The following is a 22,213-nucleotide window of genomic DNA, read 5'->3' on the forward strand; positions in this document are numbered from 1 at the left end:
CGGACGGCCGCGCCGGGCGGAGGCGCCGCCCCCTCCCCCGCCGGGCAGGACTGGTCGGCCTGGCCCGTCTACAACGACGCCGCCCTCGGCTTCCGCGACTTCTGGTACCCCGTGGAATGGGCCAGGAAGATCGGCTCGAAGCCGGTGCCGGTCACCCTGCTGGGCGAGAAGATCGTCCTGGTCCGGGACGGCGGCACCGTCCGGGCCCTGCACGACCGCTGCCCGCACCGGGGCGTGCCGCTGTCGCTGGGCCGCCGCCAGTTCGACGGCACCATCAGCTGCCCCTACCACGGGTGGACGTTCGACCTGGAGGACGGCAGGCTCTGCGCCGTCCTGACCGACGGGCCCGAGTCGCCGATCTGCGGCAAGCTGTCGGTCCGCACCTACCCCGTCCGGGAGCGGCTCGGGCTGATCTGGGTCTACGTCGGCGACGGCGACCCGCCTCCGGTGGAACGCGACATCCCGGCCGAGCTCACCGAGAACGCGTTCGTGATGGGCGGGCGCACCGACATCCGCAAGGGCAACTGGCGGTTCGCCGCCGAGAACGGCTTCGACGAGGGCCACGCCAAGTACCTGCACAACACGGCGCTGTGGCGGCTGTTCAAGGTGATGCCCGCCTGGAACAAGACCCGGATCGTCGAGTCGGACACCGGCGGCTGGCTCATCCGGGTCCAGGACGAGGTGCACTGGGAGGCCGAGTTCCCCGGCTACGGCACCTGGACCAACAAGCGGTGGTGGAAGCGGATGCCGCTGCCCGACCACCCCGGCAAGTCCGCCGACGTCAACCCGGTCATCGAGGGGATGGACATCCCCGGATTCGTGTCGATCAGGCTGCCCGGCCTGCTCCGCGTCGCCTACCCGCACTTCATCCACTACGAGTGGTACGTGCCGGTGGACGCCGACCACGTCCGGTACGTGCAGATCATGGTGCGGTTCGAGGACGGGCTCAAGGCCAAGGCGTTCAAGGCCAAGTATTTCGCCTGGATCCGCTGGCTCTTCCACGGCCAGTTCACCGGCCAGGACGCCTGGATGGTCGACGTCATGGACGCCCCGCCGGAGAAGCTGTACCGGCCCGACCTGTCCCTGACCGCCTGGCGGCGGCACATCGAGAAGAGCGGCCTGAAGGTCCAGCCGGCCCCGGGTCCCGGTGGGCGTCCCGGTGGACGCTGAGCCGCCGGCCGGCCGGGACGTCGAGGCCGGAGGGGTGCGGCTGCGGGTCGCCGAACTCGGTTCGGGCCGTCCCACGGTTCTGCTGCACGGCGGCGGGCCCGGCTGCACGGCCTGGACCGACTTCGGCCCGGTGGCCGACCGGCTCGCGCGGGGACGGCGGCTGATCTTCGTCGACCTTCCCCAGTACGGCGCGTCCGAGGCCCCCGCCATCACCGGCCCGGCCGTCTCCTTCCACGCCGCCCGCGTGCTGGGCGTGCTGGACGCCCTCGGCGTCGCGCGGGCGGACTTCGCGTGCCAGTCGCTGGGCGGCTCGGTCGCGCTCGCGCTCGCCGCCCGGCATCCGGACCGGGCCGGGCGGCTGGTGGTGACCGGCAGCCAGCCCGTCCCCGCGCCCTGCGGGGTCCGGTCCGACACCGCCCTCGGCCTGCGCGCCCGCGCCGCCTACTACGGGGGCGATGGTCCCGCCCCGGAGAAGATGCGGGCCCTCATCGCGGAACTGGAGTGGCACGACCCGTCCGGCCTGCCCGAACGGACGGTCCTGCTGCGCCACGAGGCGAGCACCACCCCGGCGGCCCTCGACCTGGCCGCCGACCCCGGCCGCCGCGGCGTCCCGGAGGACCTCACCGCCGACCTGACCCGCGTCCGGTCCCCCGTCCTGCTGCTGTGGGGCGAGCACGACCCGTTCGCCGGGCCCGCCTACGCGCAGTCGCTGGCGGCCCGCCTGCCCCGCGCGGACGTCGCCGTCCTGGGCCGTACCGCGCACCATCCCGCCGAGGAGCGGCCCGCCGCGTACGCCGCGCTGGCGGCCGCCCACCTGGACGGGGCACTCCCGTGACCATCCACCGACCGGAGGTTCGTCCATGTCGCGCAAGGTGACCCGCAAGACCCTGCTCTACGCCGCGGCCATCGGGGCCGGGCTGGCCGCCGCCGGCCCGCCGCGCCGCGCGCCGAGCCCGGCGTTCCTGCACGCCACCGGCACCGTCGTCCGGGACGAGCGGCCCGCGGCGCGCCCGGCGGCGGGGGGACGCTGACATGCCCGCACCGCTCGACCCGCAGCGGCGCGCCTGGACCGAGGCCGCGCGGGCGAAGATCGACCCCCGCCGGCTCACCGACCTGATCGCCGGGATGGTCGACATCCCGAGCCCGACCGGCGAGGAGGGGCCGCTGGCCCGCTGGCTGGCCGAGCGCCTCGGCGAGGCGGGGCTGGAGGCCCGCTACCAGCCGATCGACGACGGCCAGGGCAACGCGGTCGGCCGGCTGCGCGGCGACGGCACCGGCCCGGACCTGCTGCTGTACGCCCCGATCGACACCCTCACCGTAGGCACGGAGGAGGAGGACGTCCCGCAGGCCGGCCCGGGGCTGCGCGACGACATGCGCCCGTCCGCCGCCGTGAACGGCGACTTCGTCATCGGGCTCGGCGCGAGCAACCCCAAGGGGCACGGCGCCGCGCTGATCGCCGCCGCCGAGGCGGTGGCCGCGGCCGGGATCCCGCTGCGCGGGGACGTGATCGTCGGTCTGGGCGCCGGCGGCATGCCCACCAACCGGCGCAACGTCCCGCACGCCCGCCGGTACAACGCCGGGCAGGGCAACGGCTGCTCGTTCATGCTGGAGCAGGGCGTGTGGGCCGACTACGCCCTCATCGCCAAGCCCGGCTGGACGGCCGCCTGGGAAGAGGTCGGCCTCTGCTGGTTCGAGGTGCGGGTGCACGGCACCTACAGCTACGTCGGCAGCCGGCACAGGATGGCCTACCGCAACCCCATCGTCGACGCCGGGACCGTGATCGCGGGCCTGGAGGAGTGGTTCCCCGAGTACAGCGCCCGCCACACCGCGGGCCTGGTCGCCCCGCAGGGCAACATCGGCGGCATCGAGGGCGGCTGGCGGCGCACGGCGTCGCTGTCCCCGGCGACCTGCCGCTTCCACGTCGACCTGCGGATCAGCCCGCGCACCACGCCGATGCAGGCCAAGCGCGAGTTCGCCGAGGCGATCGACCGCATCCGCGCCGCCCATCCGGGGATCCGGCTGGACTGGGAGATGACCCTCGCCATTCCCGGCACCCAGACCCCCGAGGACAACTGGATCGTCACGGCCGCCAAGGCCGCCTGGGAGGACCTCGAAGGACGGCCCCACGAGCCGATCCTGAACAACAGCGGCGCCACCGACGCCAACATCCTGCGCGCCCGCGGCATCCCGACCGCCCGGACCGGCATGGACCGGATCGGCGACGACGCGCCGATGCGGCTGGACTTCCCCGCCGGCATGAACGTGGTGGACGTCCGCGAGGCCCGCAAGCTGGTGCGCGCGCTCGTCCACACGATCGTCGACACCTGCACCCGCACCCGGGAGGAGGTGGCGTGAGCGAGATCTTGCTCGGGGTCGGTGCCTCGCACAGCACCCTGATGAACACCCACTGGGACGAGGTCGACCATCTCGACGGGGCGCACCGGTTCCGCGACGGCCTCGCCGAGGCCCGCCGGCTCGTCGAGCGGGCCCGCCCCGACGCCGTGGTCGTGATCGGGTCCAACCACTTCCGCGGGTTCTTCCTCGACCTGATGCCGGCGTTCACCGTCGGCGTCGGCGCGGTGAACGGCGCGGGCGAGGCGGGCACGCCGGCAGGGCCGCTGCCGGTCGACACCGCCCTGGCCCGCCACCTGGTGGACTCCCTGGTCGGCTCCGGGTTCGACCCCGCGTTCTCGCTGCGGCTGACGGTCGACCACGGCATCACCCACGCCCTCCAGTACCTCGTGCCCGGCCTCGATGTGCCGGTGGTCCCGGTGGTGGTCAACATGTTCGCGCCGCCGCTCCCGTCGCTGCGGCGCTGCCACGCGCTCGGGTCGGCGATCGGCGCGGCCGTGCGGTCCGACGGGACCGGCAAGCGGGTGGTGGTGATCGCCTCCGGCGGGCTGTCGCACCGGCTGCCGTGGCCCAAGTGGTACGACGCGCTCAGCGACGACGACCGCTTCCTGGTCGAGGCATGGCTGAACGGCCGCGACTCCTGGAGCGAGTACGAGGTCCGCCGCCGCCAGATCATCCGGGCCGCCGCGCCCGACATCGACCCCGGCTTCGACCGGTGGTTCCTCGACCTGCTGGCACGCGGCGACCTCGACCCGATCACCGCCATGGGCGACGACGAGATCACCCGGCGGGCCGGCAACGGTGCCCAGGAGATCCGCGCCTGGGTCGCCATGGCCGCCGCCGTCGGCTCCGCCGACGGCCGCACCCTCGCCTACGCGCCCGTCGACGCCTGGCTCACCGGCATGGGCGTCGCCGCCCTCCACCCCCAGAACACCCCCCGACAGGAGTCTCACGCATGACCATCTGGACCGACCTGACCGGTATCGACTTCGCCGTCCGCCACATCGACGTCGGCGGCCTGCGCACCCGCGCGCTCCAGGCGGGCGACGGCGAGGCGATCATCTTCCTGCACGGCACGAGCGGGCACCTGGAGGCGTTCGCCCGCAACTTCCCGGCCCACGCGGCCGGGTACGCCTGCCACGCCATCGACATGATCGGGCACGGGTACACCGACGGGTCCGGCGAGCCGTACCGCATCCCCGGCTACGTCGACCACGTGCTCGGCTACATGGACGCCTGCGGCATCGACCGGGCCCACTTCGTCGGCGAGTCGCTCGGCGGCTGGGTCGCCGCGCGGCTCGCGGCCGACCACCCCGGCCGCGCCGGGCGCCTCACCCTGGTCGCCCCCGGCGGCACCGTCGCCAACCCGGCCGTCATGGAACGGATCAAGACCAGCACCCGCGCGGCCGTCGCGACCGACGACATCGAGCTCACCCGCGAGCGGCTGCACCTGCTCATGCACGACCCCGCGGCCGACGTGTCCGAGGAGCTGGTGCGGGTACGGCACGCGATCTACCACCGGCCCGCGTTCGTCAAGGCCATCGACGACCTCCTGTGCCTCCAGGAGATGGAGAACCGGCGCGAAGACCTCCTCACCCCCGAGCAGATGGGCCGCATCACCGCCCCGACCCTCATCGTGTGGGGCGCGCAGAACCCGTTCGGCGACGTCCCCGAGGCGTACCGGATGCGCGACGCCATCCCCGGCTCCCGGCTCGAGATCTTCGGCGAGTGCGGCCACTGGCCCCAGCACGAGCACGCCGACCGGTTCAACGCGCTCAACCTGGCGTTCCTGGCCGAGGGACGCGCATGACCACCCCGGCCGCCTCCCCGGCCGCCGTCCCGGACGTCGGGATCCGCGTTCCGCCCTGCGCCCCCGCAGGACAGGTGGTCGAGACGGTCCGGCGGGCCGAGCGGCTGGGGTTCGACCAGGCGTGGTTCCCCGACTCCCAGCTCCTGTGGCGGGACGTCTTCACCACCCTGACCGCCGCGACCCTCGGCACCGGCCGGATCGGGCTGGGCACCGCCGTCACCAACCTCGCCACCCGGCACCCGGCCGTGCTCGCCTCCGCCGCCCGCAGCGTCGCCGAGCTGGCCGAGGGGCGCTTCACCCTCGGCCTCGGGGTCGGCAACAGCTCGGTCGGGCCGGTCGGGATGCGCCCCTCGACCGGCGCCGAGATGCGCTCCGGGATCGCGACACTGCGGGCCCTGCTGGACGGCGAGGAGTGGGACTTCGGCGGCGGCGCGGTCTCCCGGCTCCGCGACCCCGCGCGGGTCCCGCTGTTCATGGCCGCCAGCGGCCCGCGCAACCTGCGGCTGGCCGGCGAGATCGCGGACGGGGTCGTGCTGCTCAGCGGCGTCTCCCCGGACACGCTGGCCGACGCCTCCGCGCGGGTCCGGGACGGGGCGCTGGCCGCGGGCCGCGCCCCGGTCCCGCTCGTCGCCTCCGCGTACTGCGCGGTCACCGACGACGTGGAACGGGCGGCCCGGCAACTCAAACCGATCTGCGCCTCCATCGCGCAGACCGGCGGCACCAAGGCCCTCGCCCTGGCCGGGATCGACCTGGACGTCCCGGACCGCGTCGGCGGCGTCTACCCCGACCTCGTCCACGCCGAGGACTGGGAGTCGGCCGTCGCGATCTGCTCGCGGTGGGTCAGCGACGAGGCCGCCGCCGCGTTCGCCCGCGCCTTCTGCCTGTTCGGCACGGCCGAGGAGATCGCGGCCCGGCTGCGCGGGCTCGGCGCCGCCGGGGTCCGCGGCGTCTACCTGCAGCATGTCGGGTCGTACGACCTGCCGCACGAACTGATCGACACCGTCGGGGAGGGCGTCCTGCCGCTCCTGCGGGAGGGAGCGTGACCGTCCTGGCGGATCTGGCCGGCCGATCGACGCGGGCGCCGCTGGAGGCCGGCGCCCCGATCCGGTCGCTGGCGGCGCTGCACGTCCTGGACACGGCCGGCTGCGTGATCGCGGGCGCGTCGCATCCACTGGCGGCCGGGCTGGCGGCGCTGGCCGGGGTGAACGGCGGCGGCGGGCTGCCGGTGACAGGGCTCGCGGGCAGGCATCCGCTGCGCACGGCGGTGCTGGTGGAGTCCGTGCTGGCGCACGTGGACGAGTACGACGCGCTGCATCCCGCCGCGGCCGTGGTGCCGTCCGCCGTGACCGTCCCCGCGGCGCTGGCGGTGGCCGACCACGAGGATCTTCCCGGCCGTGCCGTCGTGGACGCGGTGATCGCCGGGTACGAGGCGGTCGTCGAGGCCGGGGCGCGGTTCGGCGGCCCCCGCCTCTACGAGCGGGCCTGGTGGCCGACCGCCCTGTTCGGGGCGCTCGGGGCCGCGGCGGCGACCGCGTCGCTGCTCTCCCTGGACCGGGACCGGACGACCGCCGCCCTCGGCATCGCGTCCGCCGGGCTCGGCGGCCTGCTCGGCTCGGACGTCCTGGGCACGGGCCACTACCTGCTCACCGGACGCGCCGCCGCCGACGGCGTGGAGGCCGCCTACCTGGCCCGTGCCGGAGCGGACGCGAGCGGCACCCTGCTCGACGGACCCGCCGCGGCGGCCCTCGGCGCGGACCTGGCGCGGACCCGGCCCGGCGGTGCCGACGGCCCGCACCTGGCCGGCTGCTCCTTCAAGTCGTATCCGTGCGCCCGCCCGCTGCACGCCGCGCTGGACGCCCTCGCCGCGCTCATGGAACAGGGCGTCCCGGTGGCGGCGGCGCGGCGGATCGACATCGGCCTCCCCGGGCCGCTGCTGCGGTTCGTCACCGCCGACCGGAACCCGCCCGGCCCCACGGAAGCGGCGGCCAGCGCCGCGTTCGCGGTGGCCGCCCTGCTGGCGGGCGCGGCCGGCGACGTCGCCTTCTACCGCGGCACGCTCCCGCCCGGCACCCCGGAGATCACGCTCATCCCGGCCCCGGACCTGGAACGCCACCTGCCGGAGCGCTGGAGCGCCCGCGTGATCGTCCGGCCACCGGGCGGCGGCCCGCCCCGCGAGGAGATGCGGGAGGCCGCCGCGGCACCGGACGAAGAAGACCTCAGGGCCAAGTTCCAGCGGCAACTCGGCCCAGCCCGTGACGAGCGGGCGGCGGACGCGTGGATCGCCCGCTGCCTCGCCCTGGACGAGGTCCCGAGCGCGCGTGACCTGCGCCGCTCGCTCCAGGACTGCTGCTCAGCGCGACATTAGTACCGTATCCTGTACCGTGCTGGAGATCACCGGCGGAACGGGGAGGAGTCAGCGCACATGGCCCGCACGGGTTCACGGCGCGGTGGGCGCACGGTCAGCCTCGAGGGCATCGTCGAGGCCTCGCTCAAGATCGCCGACACCGAGGGGCTCGACGACCTCACCATCCGCCGCATCGCCTCCGAGCTCGGCGTCGGCGCCATGACCCTCTACGGGTACGTGCGCAGCAAGGAGGAGATCCTCGACGCGATGGCGGACCACGTCCTCGGCGGGATCCGCTTCCCCGAGGCCGACTCCTCGGACCCCGCGGCCGTGCTCCGGGCCGCCGCGACCGGCTTCCTCTCCATGATGCGGGAGCACCCCAGCATGGTGCAGCTGATGACCAGCCGGGTCACGATGAGCATGCACTCCATGGAAGGCGGCATGGAGGGGGTCCTCTCCCGCTTCCTGGAGGCGGGCCTGCCCCCGGAGACGGCCGTCCGCTGCTACTCCTTCCTCATCACCTACGCGCTCGGGTTCGCCGGCTACCAGCATCCCCGGCCCTGGGGGCACACCGACCGTCCCGAAAGCGCGGAGCTGCGCCGCCAGCGCAGGCACTTCTACGCCTCCCTCCCGGCCACGAAGTTCCCGAGCGTCGTCGCCATCGCCGAGCACCTGGTCGACCTCCCCGCCGACGCGCAGTTCGACTTCGGCGTCGAATGCTTCATCTCCTCGGTCCTCGCCGGCTTGGAACGCGATCGCTGAACCGCGCCTACGGCTGCAGCTCCTCGTCCAGGATCTCGAAGAGCTCGGCCGCGCTCGCCGACCGCAGGGCCTCGGTCTCCTCCCGAACCTCGTTCTCCCGGTCCCACCGGGAGGCCAGCCCGCGCAGCCGCGCCGAGATCCGGCGGCGCTGCTCGTCGTCCCACTCCGTGCCCGCCAGGGCCGACTCGAGCCGGGTGAGCTCGGTCTCCAGGGCGGCCTCGCCGCCGCCGGTCAGCTCCCCGAACAGGTGCCGGGCGATGGCCGAGGCGGTCGGGAAGTCGAACACCAGCGTCGACGGCAGTCGCAGGCCGCTGGTCGCGCCGAGGCGGTTGCGGAGCTCGACCGCCGACAGCGAGTCCAGGCCCAGGTCCAGCAGCCCCTTGTCTGGATCGATCGACTCGGGTCCGTCGTGGCCGAGCACGCCGGCGATGTGGGTGCGCACCGTGCCCAGCACCAGGCCCTCGTCGGCGGGCTCCTCGGCCAGCCGCCGGGCCAGGACGGGTCCGTCGGCGGGCCGCGCGGCCGCCCGGCCACGGCTCCGGACCAGCCCGCGCAGGATCGCGGGCACCTCCTCCGTGGCGGCCCGGGCCCGGATTCGCGTGAAGTCCAGCCGGGCGGGCACGAGCACCGGCACGCCGAGACCGAGCGCGGCGTCGAACCGCGCGAGGTTCTCCTCGGCGCTCTGGGGGACGATCCCGGAACGGCGCATCCGGCGGAGATCGGTCTCGCCCAGCCGGCCGGCCATCCCGCCGTCCGCGGCCCACGCCCCCCAGGCCAGCGACAGCCCGGGTGATCCGGCCGCGCGCCGCGCCTGCGCGAGGGCGTCCAGGAAGGTGTTCGCGGCGGCGTAGTTGCCCTGCCCGGGGCCGCCGAACAGCCCGGCCGCCGAGGAGAACAGCACGAACGCGGCGAGCCGGTCGCCGGAGGTCAGCTCGTGCAGGTTCAGCGCGGCGTCGATCTTGGGCCGGAACACCGTCTCCAGCCGCTCCGGCGAGAGCGCCGGGATCACCCCGTCGTCGAGGACGCCCGCGGTGTGGAAGACGCCGGTGAGCGGATGCGCGTCCGGGACGCCCCGCAGCAGCGCGGCCAACTCGTCCCGGTCCGCCGCGTCGCAGGCGACGACCTCGACGGACGCGCCCAGTCCGGTCAGCTCGGCCACCAGCTCGCCCGCCCCCGGCGCGGCGGGGCCGCGGCGGCCGGCCAGCACGAGGCGCCGGACGCCGTGCCCGGTGACCAGCCGGCGGGCGAGGTGCGCGCCGAGCCCGCCCGTGCCACCGGTGATCAGCACGGTGCCGCCGGGTGCGAACGCGGGCCGCTCCGCGTCGCCTGCCCCGGCCGTCCTGGCCAGGCGGCACGCCCTCGGCACGCCGTCGTGGAGGGACAGTTCCGGCTCAGCCGTGCCGATCGCCGCCGCCAGCCCGGCGCGGGACGCGCCGGTGCCGTCGAGGTCGACCAGGGCGAAGCGGCCCGGGTTCTCCGTGCGGGCGGAGCGCACCAGTCCCCACACTGGCGCGTGCGCGAGGTTGGGGGCTTCGTACGGGCCCGTCACGACACCCGAGGTCACCACGGTCAGGCACGACCCGTCGAAGCGCTCGTCGGCGAGCCAGGACTGCAGGACGGCCAGCACCCGGGCGGACACCGACCGCGCGGCGTCCCGCAAGTCCCCTTCGGCCGGGTCCGGGACGGGGAACACCACATGCTCGGGCACCGGACCCGCCGCGGCCAGGGCGTCGAGGTCCGCGTGCCGTTCGGCACCGGTCAGGCCCAGATCGTCATCGCCCAGCACGGCGCAGCGCGCCGGACCCGTGCCGTCAACGGGCACGGGCGTCCAGTCCACCTGGAACATGGCCCCGGACCCGCCTACGGGGCGCAACTGCTCCGCGGGGACCGGCCGCGAGACCAGCGAGTCGACCACGAGCACCGGCGCCCCCGCCGTATCCGCGGCGTACAGCGAGAGCCCGCCGTCCTCCGCGGGAGCGAGACGCACCCGCAACGCGGCGGCGCCGTCGGCGTAGACCGACACCCCGGACCACAGGAACGGCAACCGGAGCTCGTCCTCCTCCGGACCGGCCAGGAGCATCGCGTGCAGGGCGGCGTCCGACAGCGCCGGGTGCAGGCGGAAACGCTCCGCCTGCGCCTCCTCCTCGGCGGGCAGGGCGACCTCGGCGAACACCTCGTCGCCGCGCCGCCACACCGCCGTGACGCCCTGGAACGCCGGGCCGTAGCCGAGTCCGCGGTCCGCGAGGCCCTCGTAGGCCCCGTCGAGGCCGACCGGTTCGGCGCCGGGCGGGGGCCACCGCGTCAGATCGGCCACCGGGGCGGGCCGCGCCGGGCCCAGCACTCCGGTGGCGTGGCAGGTCCACCCCGCGTCCTCCCCGGTGTCCTCCTCCTCATCCTCGGGCCTGGCGTGCACGCCGAGCGGACGCTCGCCCGCCTCGTTCTCCGGGCCGACCACGACCTGGAGCAGGACCGCGCCCCGCTCCGGCACCGGCAGCGGCGCCTGGAGCGTCAGCTCGCGGACGGCGCCGCCCCCGGCCTCGTCCGCCGCCCGCGCGGCCAGTTCGAGCAGGCCCGTACCGGGCAGGAGCGCGGAGCCCAGCACCGTGTGGTCGGCGATCCACGGGTGCCGGTCGAGCGACACGCGGCCGGTCAGCAGCACGCCGTCCGAATCGGCGAGCGGCACGGCCGCGGTCAGCAGCGGGTGCCCGGTGTCCCGCTGGCCGAACTCGCCGGGCGTCCCCGCCGAGGCGGAGGCGTCCAGCCAGTACCGGCGGCGCTGGAAGGCGTAGGTCGGCAGGCCGACGCGGCGGGCGCCGGAGAAGTAGACCGGCCAGTCGATCCGCACGCCGTGCGCGTGGAGCCGGCCGAGCGCCTCGGCCAGTGCGCCCGGCTCGGACCGGTCGCGCCGCTGGACCGGGACGAACACCGCGCCGGGGACGCTCTCCTCGCCCATGGACGTCAGGACCGCGTCCGGGCCGATCTCCAGGAAGGCGGTCATGCCCTCGTCCGTCATCGCCCGGAGGCCGTCGTGGAAGCGCACGGTCTCGCGAGCGTGCCGCACCCAGTAGGCGGGCGTGCACAGCTCCTCCGGCCCGGCCACCCGCCCGGTCACGTTGGACACGATCGGGATCCGCGGGGGCCGCGTCTCCAGGCCCTCGACGACGGCCGCGAACTCGTCCAGCATCGGCTCCAGCAGCGGCGAGTGGAACGCGTGGCTGACGCGCAGCGGCCTGGTGGGACGGCCGTCGGCCGCGAACCGGTCGGCGACCGCCGCGACGGCCGCCCGGTCGCCCGACAGCACGACCGACTCCGGCCCGTTCACGGCGGCGATGCTCACGTCGCCGGTCAGCAGCGGCAGGACCTCGGCCTCGGCGGCGCGCACCGCGACCATCGCGCCGCCCTCGGGCAGCGCCTGCATCAGCCGTCCGCGGGCGGCGATCAGCGCGCAGGCGTCGGCCAGCGAGAACACCCCGGCGACGTGGGCCGCGACGACCTCCCCGACGGAGTGCCCGGCGAGCATGGCCGGGCGCACGCCCCACGACTCCAGCAGCCTGACCATCGCCACCTCGACGGCGAACAGCCCGGGCTGGGCGAACCCGGTCTGGTCCAGTTCCGCGCCGTCGCCGAACACTACCTCGGCGAGCGGGCGCTGCAGGAGGGGGTCGAGTTCGGCGCACACCGCGTCGAACGCCTCGGCGTAGGCGGGGAACGTGTCGTACAGGGCGCGGCCCATCCCGGCCCGTTGCGCACCCTGGCCGGAGAACAGGAAGGCGGTCCGAGCCGAAGGGCTCGAAAGCTCGACCGGATGCGTACCGTCGCGCAAAGCGGCGAGGCCGCGCAGCAATTCCGCCCGGTCGCGACCGGCCACCACGGCCCGGTGGTCCAGCGCGGCGCGCGAGGTCACCAGGGACAGGCCGACGTCGGCGAGGGACGGCTCCGCGTGCCGCTCCAGGTGCGACAGCAGGCGCCCTGCCTGCGCCCGGACGGCGGACTCGGTGTGGCCGGACAGCAGCCACGGGACCTCGCGGCCGGGTTCCGTGCCGGCGGCGGGCTCCGGGGCCGGGTCGGCGGGGCGTTCGATGATCACGTGCGCGTTGGTCCCGCTGATCCCGAAGGAGGACACGGCGGCGCGGCGCGGCCCCTCGGTGCCGGGCCAGGCGCGGCGGGCGGTGACCAGCTCGACGGCCCCCTGCTCCCAGTCCACCTCGCCGGACGGGGCGTCCACGTGCAGGGTCTCCGGTACGACGCCGTGCCGCATCGCCTGCACCATCTTGATCACACCGGCGACGCCGGCGGCCGCCTGGGTGTGCCCGATGTTGGACTTGATCGTTCCGAGCAGCAGCGGACGGCCGGCGGGACGGTCCTGGCCGTAGGTCGCCAGCAGCGCCTGGGCCTCGATCGGATCGCCGAGCCGGGTGCCCGTCCCGTGCGCCTCCACCACGTCGACGTCGGCCGGGGCCAGCCCGGCGGCGCCGAGCGTCCGCCGGATGAGGTCCTCCTGCGCCGGGCCGTTGGGCGCGGTCAGGCCGTTGCTGGCCCCGTCCTGGTTGACCGCCGAGCCGCGCACCACGGCCAGCACCGGATGCCCGTTGCGGCGGGCGTCCGACAGCCGTTCGAGGACGAGCACGCCGACGCCCTCCGACAGCCCGGTGCCGTCGGCGGACTCGGCGAACGCCTTGCAGCGCCCGTCCGGCGACAGGGCGCGCTGGCTGCTGAATCCGATGAGGACCTCGGGCGAGGCCATCACCGTGACGCCGCCCGCCAGCGCCAGCCCGCAGTCCCCCTGCCGGAGGGCCTGCGCCGCGAGGTGCAGCGCCACCAGCGAGGACGAGCAGGCGGTGTCGACGGTCATCGTGGGGCCCTGCAGGCCGAAGGTGTAGGCGACGCGGCCGGAGGCCACGCTGGGCAGGCTGCCGTTGCCGAGGTACGGCTCCAGCCCGCTCGGCGCGTCCGTGACACGGCCGAAGCCGTACTCGCCGTACATCACGCCGGCGAACACACCGGTGTCCCCGCCGCGCAGCGTGTCGGGGGCGATTCCCGCCGACTCCAGCGCCTCCCAGGAGGTCTCCAGCAGCAGCCGCTGCTGCGGGTCCATGGCGAGCGCCTCGTGCGGGCCGATCCCGAAGAACTCCGCGTCGAAGTCCGCGGCATCGTGCAGGAACCCTCCGGCCTGGGCGTGGGTCTTGCGCGGAACGCCCGGATCCGGGTCGTACAGGTTCTCCAGGTTCCAGCCCCGGTCGGCCGGGAACGGCGACATCCCGTCCCGGCCGGACTCGACCAGGCGCCACAGGTCGTCGGGGTCCTTCACCCCGCCCGGGAAGCGGCAGGCCATCCCGACGATCGCGATCGGGTCGGTGCCGGCGGCCACGGGAGCGGCGGCCGCCGTCGCGGACGCCGCGGTCTCGCCGAGCAGCCGGGTGCGCAGGTACGCCGCCAGCTCCCCCGCGGTGGGGTGGTCGAACACCAGCGTCGCGGGCAGTTTCAGGCCGGTGGCGAGGTTGAGCCGGTTGCGCAGCTCGACCGCCGTCATCGAGTCGAACCCGAGGTCCCGGAAGGCGCGCCGGAGGTCGAGCCCGCCGGTGCCGGAATGTCCGAGCACCGCGGCGGCATGGGCCGTGACGAGGTCAAGCAGCATCGTCTCGGCGTCGGCGGCGGGCAGCCCGGCCAGCCGGTCCGCCAGCGTGCTGCCCGCCGTGCTTCCCTGCCCGCCGGCGGCCCGGCGCACGGGCACGCGGACGAGCCCGCGCAGGACCGCGGGCAGCGACACCGCGTCGCGCGCCCGCAGCGCGGGCACGTCGAGCAGCACCGGGACCAGGACGGGCTCGTCCTGGCCCAGGGCCCGGTCGAACAGCGCGAGGCCCTCGGCGCCGGAGAGCCCGCGCACGCCGGAGCGGGCCATCCGGGCCACCTCGGCGTCGGTGAGGTGCTCGGTCATCCCGCTGCGCTGCTCCCAGAACCCCCAGGCGAGCGAGACGGCGGGGAGCCCGTGCGCCCTGCGGTGGCCGGCCAGGCCGTCCAGGAAGGCGTTGGCGGCGGCGTAGTTGCCCTGACCGGGGTCACCGAACACGTTGGACAGCGAGGAGAAGAAGATCAGGTCGATGTCCGGCCGGTCGCGGGTCAGCTCGTGCAGATGCCAGGCCGCGTCCGCCTTGGGCCGCAGCACCGTCGCGATCCGCTCCGGGGTGAGCGAGTCGATCATGCCGTCGTCCAGGACGCCGGCCATGTGCACCACGGCGGTCAGCGGGCGCTCGGCGGGGATCCCGGCGAACAGCCGGTCGAGCTCCGCGCGGTCGCCCACGTCGCACGCCGCCAGGGTCACCTCGGCGCCGAGCCCGGCGAGCTCGTCGCGCAACCGGACCGCGTCCGGCGCGGCGGGGCCGCGGCGTCCGGCCAGCACCAGGTGCCGGACCCCGTGCTCGGTCACCAGGTGCCGGGCCAGCAGCGCGCCGAGCCCGCCGGTGCCACCGGTGATCAGCACCGTGCCCGCGCCCCGGTCCCGGGGCTCCGGGGCCTGTGCCGGCTCTGGGTTCTTTACCGGCTCGGGGGCGCGGGCCAGCCGGGGCACGAGCACCTCGCCGGCGCGGAAGGCGAGCTGCGGCTCGTCGGTCCCCAGCGCCCGCGCCAGCGCGGCCTCGGCCGGGACACCACCCTCGACGTCGGCCAGGACGAGCCGGTCGGGATGCTCCATCTGCGCGGACCGCACCAGGCCCCACACCGCCATGCCCACCGGGTCGCCGGCCTCGTCCGGGCCGGTCGCCACGGCCGCGCCGGTGAGGAGGACGAGCCGGGACGCGGCGAAGCGCTCCTCGGCGAGCCATTCCTGGACGAGCGCGAGCACCCGCCCGGTGCTCGCCCGGACCGCGTCCGGCACGGCGGTGCCGGCGGGTTCGGGCGGGCACGCCGCGAACACGGCCTCGGGCACGGGCCCACCGGCGTCCACCGCTGCCACCAGCGCGGCCAGATCCGGGTACCGCTCGCAGTCCGTGCCGAACTCGTCCTCGCCCAGCACGGCGAACCGGCCCACCGGCACGGCCCCGGCCGGAGGAAGCGGCGTCCAGGTCACGCGGTACAGGCCCGCGCCGTCCGAGCCCGCCCCGCGGACGGCGTCGGCCGACACCGGCAGCATGTCCAGCCGGGCCACCGAGAACACCGGCTCGCCCGCCACGTCCGCCGCCTGCACGGTCACGCCGCCCTCGGGCACGGGTGCCACCCGTGCGCGCAGCGCCCGCGCACCCGTCGCGTAGAGCTCCGCCCCGTTCCACGAGAACGGCAGCAGCGTCGGACCGTCGTGGTCGACCAGACCTGTGTGGAGCACGGCGTCCAGCAGGGCGGGGTGCAGCGCGAACGCCCCGTCGCCGGCGTCCTCGGGCAGCTCCACCTCGGCGAAGACCTCCTCGCCGCGCCGCCACATCGCGCGCAGGCCCTGGAACACCGGCCCGTACTGGTAGCCGTGGTCGGCGAGCCGCGGGTAGAGCCCGTCGAGCGGGACGGGCTCGGCTCCCGGCGGCGGCCAGGCGTCCGGCGCGAACGGCTCGCCGCCCTGCGCGATGGGCAGGGCCGTCGCGAGCGTGCCGTCCGCGTGCAGGGTCCAGGGCGCGTCCGGGTCGGCCGCCTCGGGACGCGAATGCACCGACACGGCCTGCCGGTGCGGGCCGTCCCCCGGCTCCACGACGACCTGCAGCCGCACATGCCCCCGCTCGGGCAGCACCAGCGGCGCGTGCACGGTCAGCTCCTCCAGCACGGGGCAGCCCACCTGGTCACCGGCCTGGACGGCCAGCTCCGCGAAGGCCGTGCCGGGCAGCAGCACCGCGCCGAACACCGCGTGGTCGGCCAGCCACGGATGCGACTCCAGCGAGAGCCGCCCGGTCAGCACGGTGCCCTCCCTGCCCGCCAGCGACACGGCGGCGCCCAGGATCGGATGGGTCACCGAGGCCAGGCCCGCCGCGGCGGGGTCCCCGCCCGGCTCCACCAGGTCCAGCCAGAAGCGGCGGTACTGGAAGGCATAGGTGGGCAGCGGCACGCGGCGCGCCCCGGACCCGGCGTAGAAGGACGCCCAGTCCACGGGGAGGCCGCGCACGAACAGCTCGGCCGCCGAGATCGCGAAGCGCCGGAGGTCGCCCTCGCCGCGGCGCAGGGACCCGGCCGCCACCGCGCCGGAGCCGGCCGCGTCGGCGGTCGCCTGGACGTCGGCGGTCAGCACCGGATGCGGGCTGACCTCGATGAGGAACCCGTACTCCTCGTCGAGCACCGCCCGGACTGCCCGCTCGAAGTCGACCGTGCGGCGCAGGTTGGTGTACCAGTACGCGGCGTCGAGCCGGTCGCCGTCCAGCCGGCCGCCGGTGACCGCCGAGAAGAACGGCACCGCCGCCGGGCGCGGGCTGATCGGTGCCAGATCGTCCAGGACCCGCCGCTCGATCCTCTCCACGTGCGCCGAGTGGGAGGCGTAGTCGACCGCGACCTTGCGGGCCCGGATCTCCTCGGCGGCGCAACGGGCCAGCAGCTCCTCCAGCGCGGCGGCGTCACCGGACACCACCACCGACGACGGCCCGTTGACCGCCGCCACGGTCAGCCGGTCGTCCCACGCCGCCAGCAGCTCGCGCGCCCGCGCGACCGGCAGCGACACCGACGCCATCCCGCCGTGCCCGGCCAGCTCCTCGGCGATGGCCCGGCTCCGCAGCGCGACGACCCGGGCGGCGTCCTCGACGGTGAGAGCGCCCGCCACGCAGGCGGCGGCGATCTCCCCCTGCGAGTGGCCGACGACGGCGGCCGGCTCCACACCGTGGGCGCGCCACAAGGCCGCCAGTGCCACGTTCACGGCGAACAGCGCCGGTTGCACGACGTCCACCCGGTCCAGGGACGGCGCTCCGGGGACGCCGCGGAGCACGTCCGTCAGGGACCACTCCACGTGCGGGGCCAGCGCCGCCGCGCACGCCTCCAGTTCGGCGGCGAAGGCGGGCGAGGAGTCCAGCAGGTCCAGTGCCATCCCCTGCCACTGGGACCCCTGCCCGGGGAACACGAAGACGGCCTTGCCGCCCTCGCCCTCCACGCCCTGGGTCAGCCCGGCGGCCGGGGCGCCCTCGGCGAGCGCGGACAGGCCCGCGCGCAGGGTGTCCAGGTCGGTGCCGGTCACGACCGCGCGGTACTCGAACGTCGACCGGGTGGTCACCAGCGACAGCCCCACGTCGGCGGGGCCCGACCCGGGATGGTCGTCCACGAAGGAGAGCAGGCGCGCGGCCTGGGCGCGCAGCGCGTCCTCGTCCCGAGCCGACACCACCCAGGGCAGCACGGCCGGCGCCGCGCCCTCCGCAGCCGGGGGCTCCTCCACGGGCTCCTCCGCGGCGTGCGCCTCCAGCACCACGTGGGCGTTGGTGCCGCTGACCCCGAACGAGGACACCGCGGCGCGCCGCGGCCGGTCACGCTCGGGCCACGGCCTCGCCTCGGTGAGCAGCTCGACCGCGCCCTCCGACCAGTCCACCTCCGGCGACGGCGCGTCCACGTGCAGCGTCCGCGGCAGTTGCCCGTGCCGCATCGCCATGACCATCTTGATGATCCCGCCCACGCCCGCGGCGGCCTGCGTGTGCCCGATGTTGGACTTCAGCGATCCCAGCCACAGGGGATCGTCGTCCTGCCGCTCCCGGCCGTACACCGCCAGCAGGCTCTGCGCCTCGATCGGGTCGCCCAGCCTGGTGCCGGTGCCGTGCGCCTCGACGGCGTCGATGTCACGGGACGTGAGCCGCGCGTTGGCCAGCGCCTGCCGGATCACCCGCTGCTGCGAGGGGCCGTTGGGCGCCGTCAGGCCGTTGCTGGCGCCGTCCTGGTTCACCGCGGTGCCGCGCACGACGGCCAGGACGGGGTGCCCGTTGCCGAGGGCGTCCGACAACCGCTCCAGGACGAGCATGCCGACGCCCTCGCCCCAGCCGACGCCGTCCGCCGCGGCGGCGAACGACTTGCAGCGCCCGTCCGGCGACAGCCCCCGCTGGCGGCTGAACTCGACGAACGTGCCCGGCGTGGCCATCACCGTCGCCCCGCCCGCCAGCGCCAGGCCGCACTCCCGGGTGCGCAGCGCCTGGACGGCCAGATGCAGCGCCACCAGGGAGGACGAGCACGCGGTGTCGACGGTGACGGCGGGCCCCTCCAGCCCCAGCGTGTAGGACACCCGGCCGGAGGCGACGGCGCCCGTGGTGCCGTTCCCCAGGTAGGCCTCGTACTCCTCCATGCCGCGGGCCCGCACGCGCACGCCGTAGTCGTGGTACATCAGGCCGGTGAACACCCCGGTCCGGCTGCCCCGCAGCGAGCCGGCCGCGATCCCGGCCCGCTCCAGCGCCTCCCAGGCCGTCTGCAGCACCAGCCGGTGCTGCGGATCGCTCGTCATCGCCTCCCGCGGCGACATCCCGAAGAACGCCGCGTCGAACTCGGCCGCGTCGTGCAGGAACCCGCCCTGGTCGGTGTAGCTCGTGCCGCGCCGCTCCGGGTCCGGGTCGTACAGCGTCGCCGGGTCCCAGCCGCGGTCCGCGGGGAACCCCGAGATCGCGTCCCGGCCCTCCTCCACCAGCGACCACAGATCCTCGGGAGACCGCACGCCGCCCGGGTAGCGGCAGCTCATGCCCACGATCGCGACCGGCTCGCTCGCCTGCTCGGTCACCTCGCGCAGGCGCTCGCTCGTGGTGTGCAGCTCGGCGGTGACCCGCTTGAGGTAGTCGCGGAGCTTCGCTTCGTTCGCCATCAGGACTCCGTCGGTTCCGCCCCGCCCGGGGTGAGGGTGGTCATTGGCCCAGCTTCTTGTCGATGAAGTCGAAGATCTCGTCGTCGGACGCCGACTCCAGCCGGTCGGCGACGCCCGCGCCGGCGGTCGCCGCGTTCCTCTCCCGCCACCGGTCGAGCAGCCTGCCCAGGCGCTCGGCCACGTCCGCCCGGGCCGCCGCGTCGAGCGTCCCGATCTCGGCGGAGTCCGGCTCCGCGAAGATCTGCTCGAGCCGGTCCAGCCCGCCCAGCAGCGACACCTCCGCCGCCTCCTGCGGCGGGCGCACCTGGAGATCCAGGTACTCGGCCATCGCCGCCGGCGTCGGATGGTCGAACATCAGCGTGGCCGGCAGCCGCACACCGGTCGCGGCGATGAGTCGGTTGCGCAGCTCGACCGCCGTGAGCGAGTCGAAGCCGAGTTCGTCGAACGCCCGGCCGGGCCTGATCGCCTCGGTCGTGGCGTGCCCGAGCACGGTGGCCACCTCGGCGCGGACCAGGGACAGCAGCGCCTGCGCGCGGTCCTCCCCCGTCATCGCCGCGAGCCGCGTCAGGAGCGAGGAGCCGCCGGCCTCGGCGGACGCGGCCACCGCCCGGCGCCGCGCTTCCGGCACCAGACCGCTCAGCAGCGGCGGCAGCAGCCCCGAATCCCGCTGGGCGCGCAACGACGCCGTGCTCAGCCGCGCGGGGACGACCGCGGCGAGGTCCGCGGCGGAGGCGAGGTCGAACAGGGCCAGCGCGTCCTCGGCGGGCAGCGGCGCGACCCCGACCCGCTCGACCCGCTTCATCTCCGCGGCCGTGAGGTGCGCGGTCATCTCGCTGGCCTGCTCCCACAGTCCCCACGCCATCGCGACCGCGGGCAGGCCGTGGGAGCGGCGGACGGCGGCGAGCCCGTCCAGGAACGCGTTCGCCGCCGCGTAGTTGCCCTGGCCCGGGGTCCCGAGGACACCGGCGGTCGCGGAGAACAGCACGAAGAGCTTGAGATCGAGGCCCTCGGTCAGGTCGTGCAGGTGCCACGCCCCGTCCGCCTTCGGGCGCAGCACGGTGTCGAGCCCGTCCGTGTCCAGCGCCGTCACCAGGGAGTCGTCCAGGACCCCGGCGGTGTGCACCACCGCCGTGAGCGGGTGCTCTGCCGGGACGGCGGCCAGCACGGCGGCGAGCGCGTCCCTGTCGGCGACGTCGCAGGCCGCGAGCGTGACCTCGGCCGCGCCCAGCCCGGTCAGTTCAGCGCACAGGTCCCGGGCGCCGGGCGCGCCGGCACCGCGCCGGCTGACCAGGAGGAGCCGCCGGGCGCCGCGCTCGGCGACCAGGTGCCGGGCGACCACGGCGCCCAGGCCCCCGGTGCCGCCGGTGATCAGCACGGTGCCCTCGGCGAGGTCGAGATCGGCCGTCCCGGCCGTGTCCGCCGCGCGGACCAGGCGGGGAACGCTGATCGCACCGGCGCGGATCGCCAGCTGCGGCTCGCCCGTCCCCAGGGCGGAAGGCAGGACACTCCGCGAGTCCGGGGCGTCGTCCACGTCGGCCAGCACGAACTGCCCGGGATGCTCGGACTGCGCGGACCGCACGAGGCCCCACACGGCGGCTCCGGGCAGGTCGGCGGGCGCGTCCGCGCCGGGCTCCACGGCGCCCCGGGTGAGGACCACCAGCCTGGACTCGGCGAGCCGCTCGTCGGCGAGCCAGGATTGCAGAGCCCCCAGCACCCGGCCTGTCGCGGCGCGGACGGCGGCGGGCGTCTCGCCCGCGTCCACCGGCCCAGCCGGGAACACGACCGCCTCCGGCACCGGAGCGCCCGCGTCCAGCGCCGCGCGCAGTTCGTCGACGTCGTCGGAGTCGACGACCTCCGGGCCGGTCGCACCGGCCTCGGCGGCGTTCCACTCGACCCGGTACAGCCAGTCCCGCACGTTCTTTCCGGCGTCGGCCGGGCGCACGGCCGAGAACCGCCGCAGGACCAGCGACCCGATCGACGCCACCGGGGCTCCCGTGGCGTCGGTGGCGTCCACGGACACGGCGCCGCCGTCGGCGACCGCGACCCGTACCCGCAGGCTCGCGGCCCCGGCCGCGTGCAGCGCCACCCGGTTCCAGGCGAACGGCAGGGCCGCCCCCGCGTCCGGGTGATCGGTGAGGCCGAGCGTGTGCAACGCGGCGTCGAGCAGGGCCGGGTGCACGCCGAAGCGCCCGGCGCCGTCGTGCAGATCGTCGGGAAGGGCGACCTCGGCGCAGACCTCGTCGCCCAGCCGCCAGGCTGCCCGCAGCCCCCGGAAGGCGGTCCCGTAGTCCAGCCCGCCCTCGGCGGCACGGTCGTAGATGTCCTCGACCGGGATCGGCGTCGCGCCCTCCGGCGGCCACACACCCGGATCGGCGGCCGGCTCCGGCGGGGTGTCCGGTGAGAGGACACCCTCGGCGTGACGCGTCCACGGCGCCTCGGGCGGGGCGTCCTCGGCGCGCGAGTGCACGGTGAGCCTCCGCCGCCCGTCCTCGCCGGGGGGATCGACCACGACCTGGATCGGCACCCCGCCCGCCTCGGGCAGCACCAGCGGCGCCTCCAGGGTCAGCTCCTCCAGCAGCCCGCACCCGACCTGGTCGCCCGCGCGGAAGGCCAGCTCCACGAACCCGGTCCCCGGGAACACGACCGCGTCGGTCACCCGGTGATCGGCCAGCCATGACTGTGTCCCGGCCGACAGCCGCCCGGTCAGCACCGTCGTCTCCGAGTCGGCCAGCGGAACGGCCGCGCCGAGCAGCGGATGCTCCGCCGCCACGAGGCCGGCCGAGCCCAGATTCCCGGGAACGGCGGAAGTGTCGAGCCAGTAGCGGCGGCGCTGGAAGGGGTAGGTGGGCAGATCGACGCGCTGGGCGGCGGTGCCCGCGAACACCGGCGCCCAGGACACCGGCCCGCCGCGCGTCCAGAGCCGTCCCAACGCACCGATCACCGACGACACCTCAGGCTGGTCCTTGCGCGACACGGGGATGAACTCACCCGCCCCCGTCGCCGACAGCACCGCCGACGGCCCCACCTCCACGAAGTGGGCCACGCCCTCGGC

General features: G+C 75.8%; 11 protein-coding genes. 9 read left to right on the plus strand and 2 right to left on the minus strand.

Translation table 11 applies throughout. The annotated features are described in order from the left end of the window. The 9 genes from ACFPZN_RS52140 to ACFPZN_RS52180 form a co-directional block, all read left to right on the plus strand. Nucleotides 1-1,170: Rieske 2Fe-2S domain-containing protein (locus tag ACFPZN_RS52140; RefSeq protein ID WP_378292090.1), on the plus strand; the 1,170-nt coding region annotated here is incomplete at its 5' end. Then, nucleotides 1,160-2,005, plus strand: a complete 846-nt coding sequence (locus tag ACFPZN_RS52145; RefSeq protein ID WP_378292092.1) for an alpha/beta fold hydrolase — start codon at nt 1,160-1,162, stop codon at nt 2,003-2,005. The genes ACFPZN_RS52140 and ACFPZN_RS52145, both read left to right, overlap by 11 nt. Before the next feature lie 25 nt (nt 2,006-2,030). Continuing rightward, nucleotides 2,031-2,201 carry a hypothetical protein gene (locus ACFPZN_RS52150; protein ID WP_378292094.1) on the plus strand — a complete coding sequence of 57 codons (171 nt, stop codon included), beginning with the start codon at nt 2,031-2,033 and terminating at the stop codon, nt 2,199-2,201. A 1-nt stretch (nt 2,202) separates the two neighbouring features. Continuing rightward, complete coding sequence (locus ACFPZN_RS52155; protein WP_378292096.1) at nt 2,203-3,525, plus strand: M20 family metallopeptidase; 1,323 nt, start codon at nt 2,203-2,205, stop codon at nt 3,523-3,525. Then, nucleotides 3,522-4,481, plus strand: a complete 960-nt coding sequence (locus tag ACFPZN_RS52160; RefSeq protein ID WP_378292098.1) for a DODA-type extradiol aromatic ring-opening family dioxygenase — start codon at nt 3,522-3,524, stop codon at nt 4,479-4,481. Before ACFPZN_RS52155 ends, ACFPZN_RS52160 begins: the two co-directional genes overlap by 4 nt. Continuing rightward, nucleotides 4,478-5,332 carry an alpha/beta fold hydrolase gene (locus ACFPZN_RS52165; RefSeq protein ID WP_378292100.1) on the plus strand — a complete coding sequence of 285 codons (855 nt, stop codon included), beginning with the start codon at nt 4,478-4,480 and terminating at the stop codon, nt 5,330-5,332. The genes ACFPZN_RS52160 and ACFPZN_RS52165 overlap by 4 nt, the downstream gene beginning before the upstream one ends. After that, nucleotides 5,329-6,375: an LLM class flavin-dependent oxidoreductase gene (locus ACFPZN_RS52170; protein WP_378292102.1), complete on the plus strand. Its 1,047-nt coding sequence runs from the start codon at nt 5,329-5,331 to the stop codon at nt 6,373-6,375. Before ACFPZN_RS52165 ends, ACFPZN_RS52170 begins: the two co-directional genes overlap by 4 nt. After that, the gene (locus tag ACFPZN_RS52175) at nt 6,372-7,697 is read left to right on the plus strand and encodes an MmgE/PrpD family protein (RefSeq protein ID WP_378292105.1); all 1,326 of its coding nucleotides are present in this window, start codon (nt 6,372-6,374) and stop codon (nt 7,695-7,697) included. The genes ACFPZN_RS52170 and ACFPZN_RS52175 overlap by 4 nt, the downstream gene beginning before the upstream one ends. A 57-nt stretch (nt 7,698-7,754) precedes the next feature. Next, on the plus strand, nt 7,755-8,438 hold the full coding sequence (locus tag ACFPZN_RS52180; RefSeq protein WP_378292107.1) for a TetR/AcrR family transcriptional regulator: 684 nt from the start codon (nt 7,755-7,757) through the stop codon (nt 8,436-8,438). 7 nt (nt 8,439-8,445) lie between these two features. On the opposite strand, the gene ACFPZN_RS52185 is transcribed toward ACFPZN_RS52180, so the two are convergent. Together ACFPZN_RS52185 and ACFPZN_RS52190 are read right to left on the minus strand one after the other, a co-directional pair. After that, nucleotides 8,446-19,161: an SDR family NAD(P)-dependent oxidoreductase gene (locus tag ACFPZN_RS52185; RefSeq protein WP_378292109.1), complete on the minus strand. Its 10,716-nt coding sequence runs from the start codon at nt 19,159-19,161 to the stop codon at nt 8,446-8,448. 40 nt (nt 19,162-19,201) lie between these two features. Further along, nucleotides 19,202-22,213: type I polyketide synthase (locus ACFPZN_RS52190; RefSeq protein ID WP_378292112.1), on the minus strand; the 3,012-nt coding region annotated here is incomplete at its 5' end.

The organism is Actinomadura rugatobispora (assembly GCF_042656285.1).
In the GTDB taxonomy this organism is placed as follows: domain Bacteria; phylum Actinomycetota; class Actinomycetes; order Streptosporangiales; family Streptosporangiaceae; genus Spirillospora; species Spirillospora rugatobispora.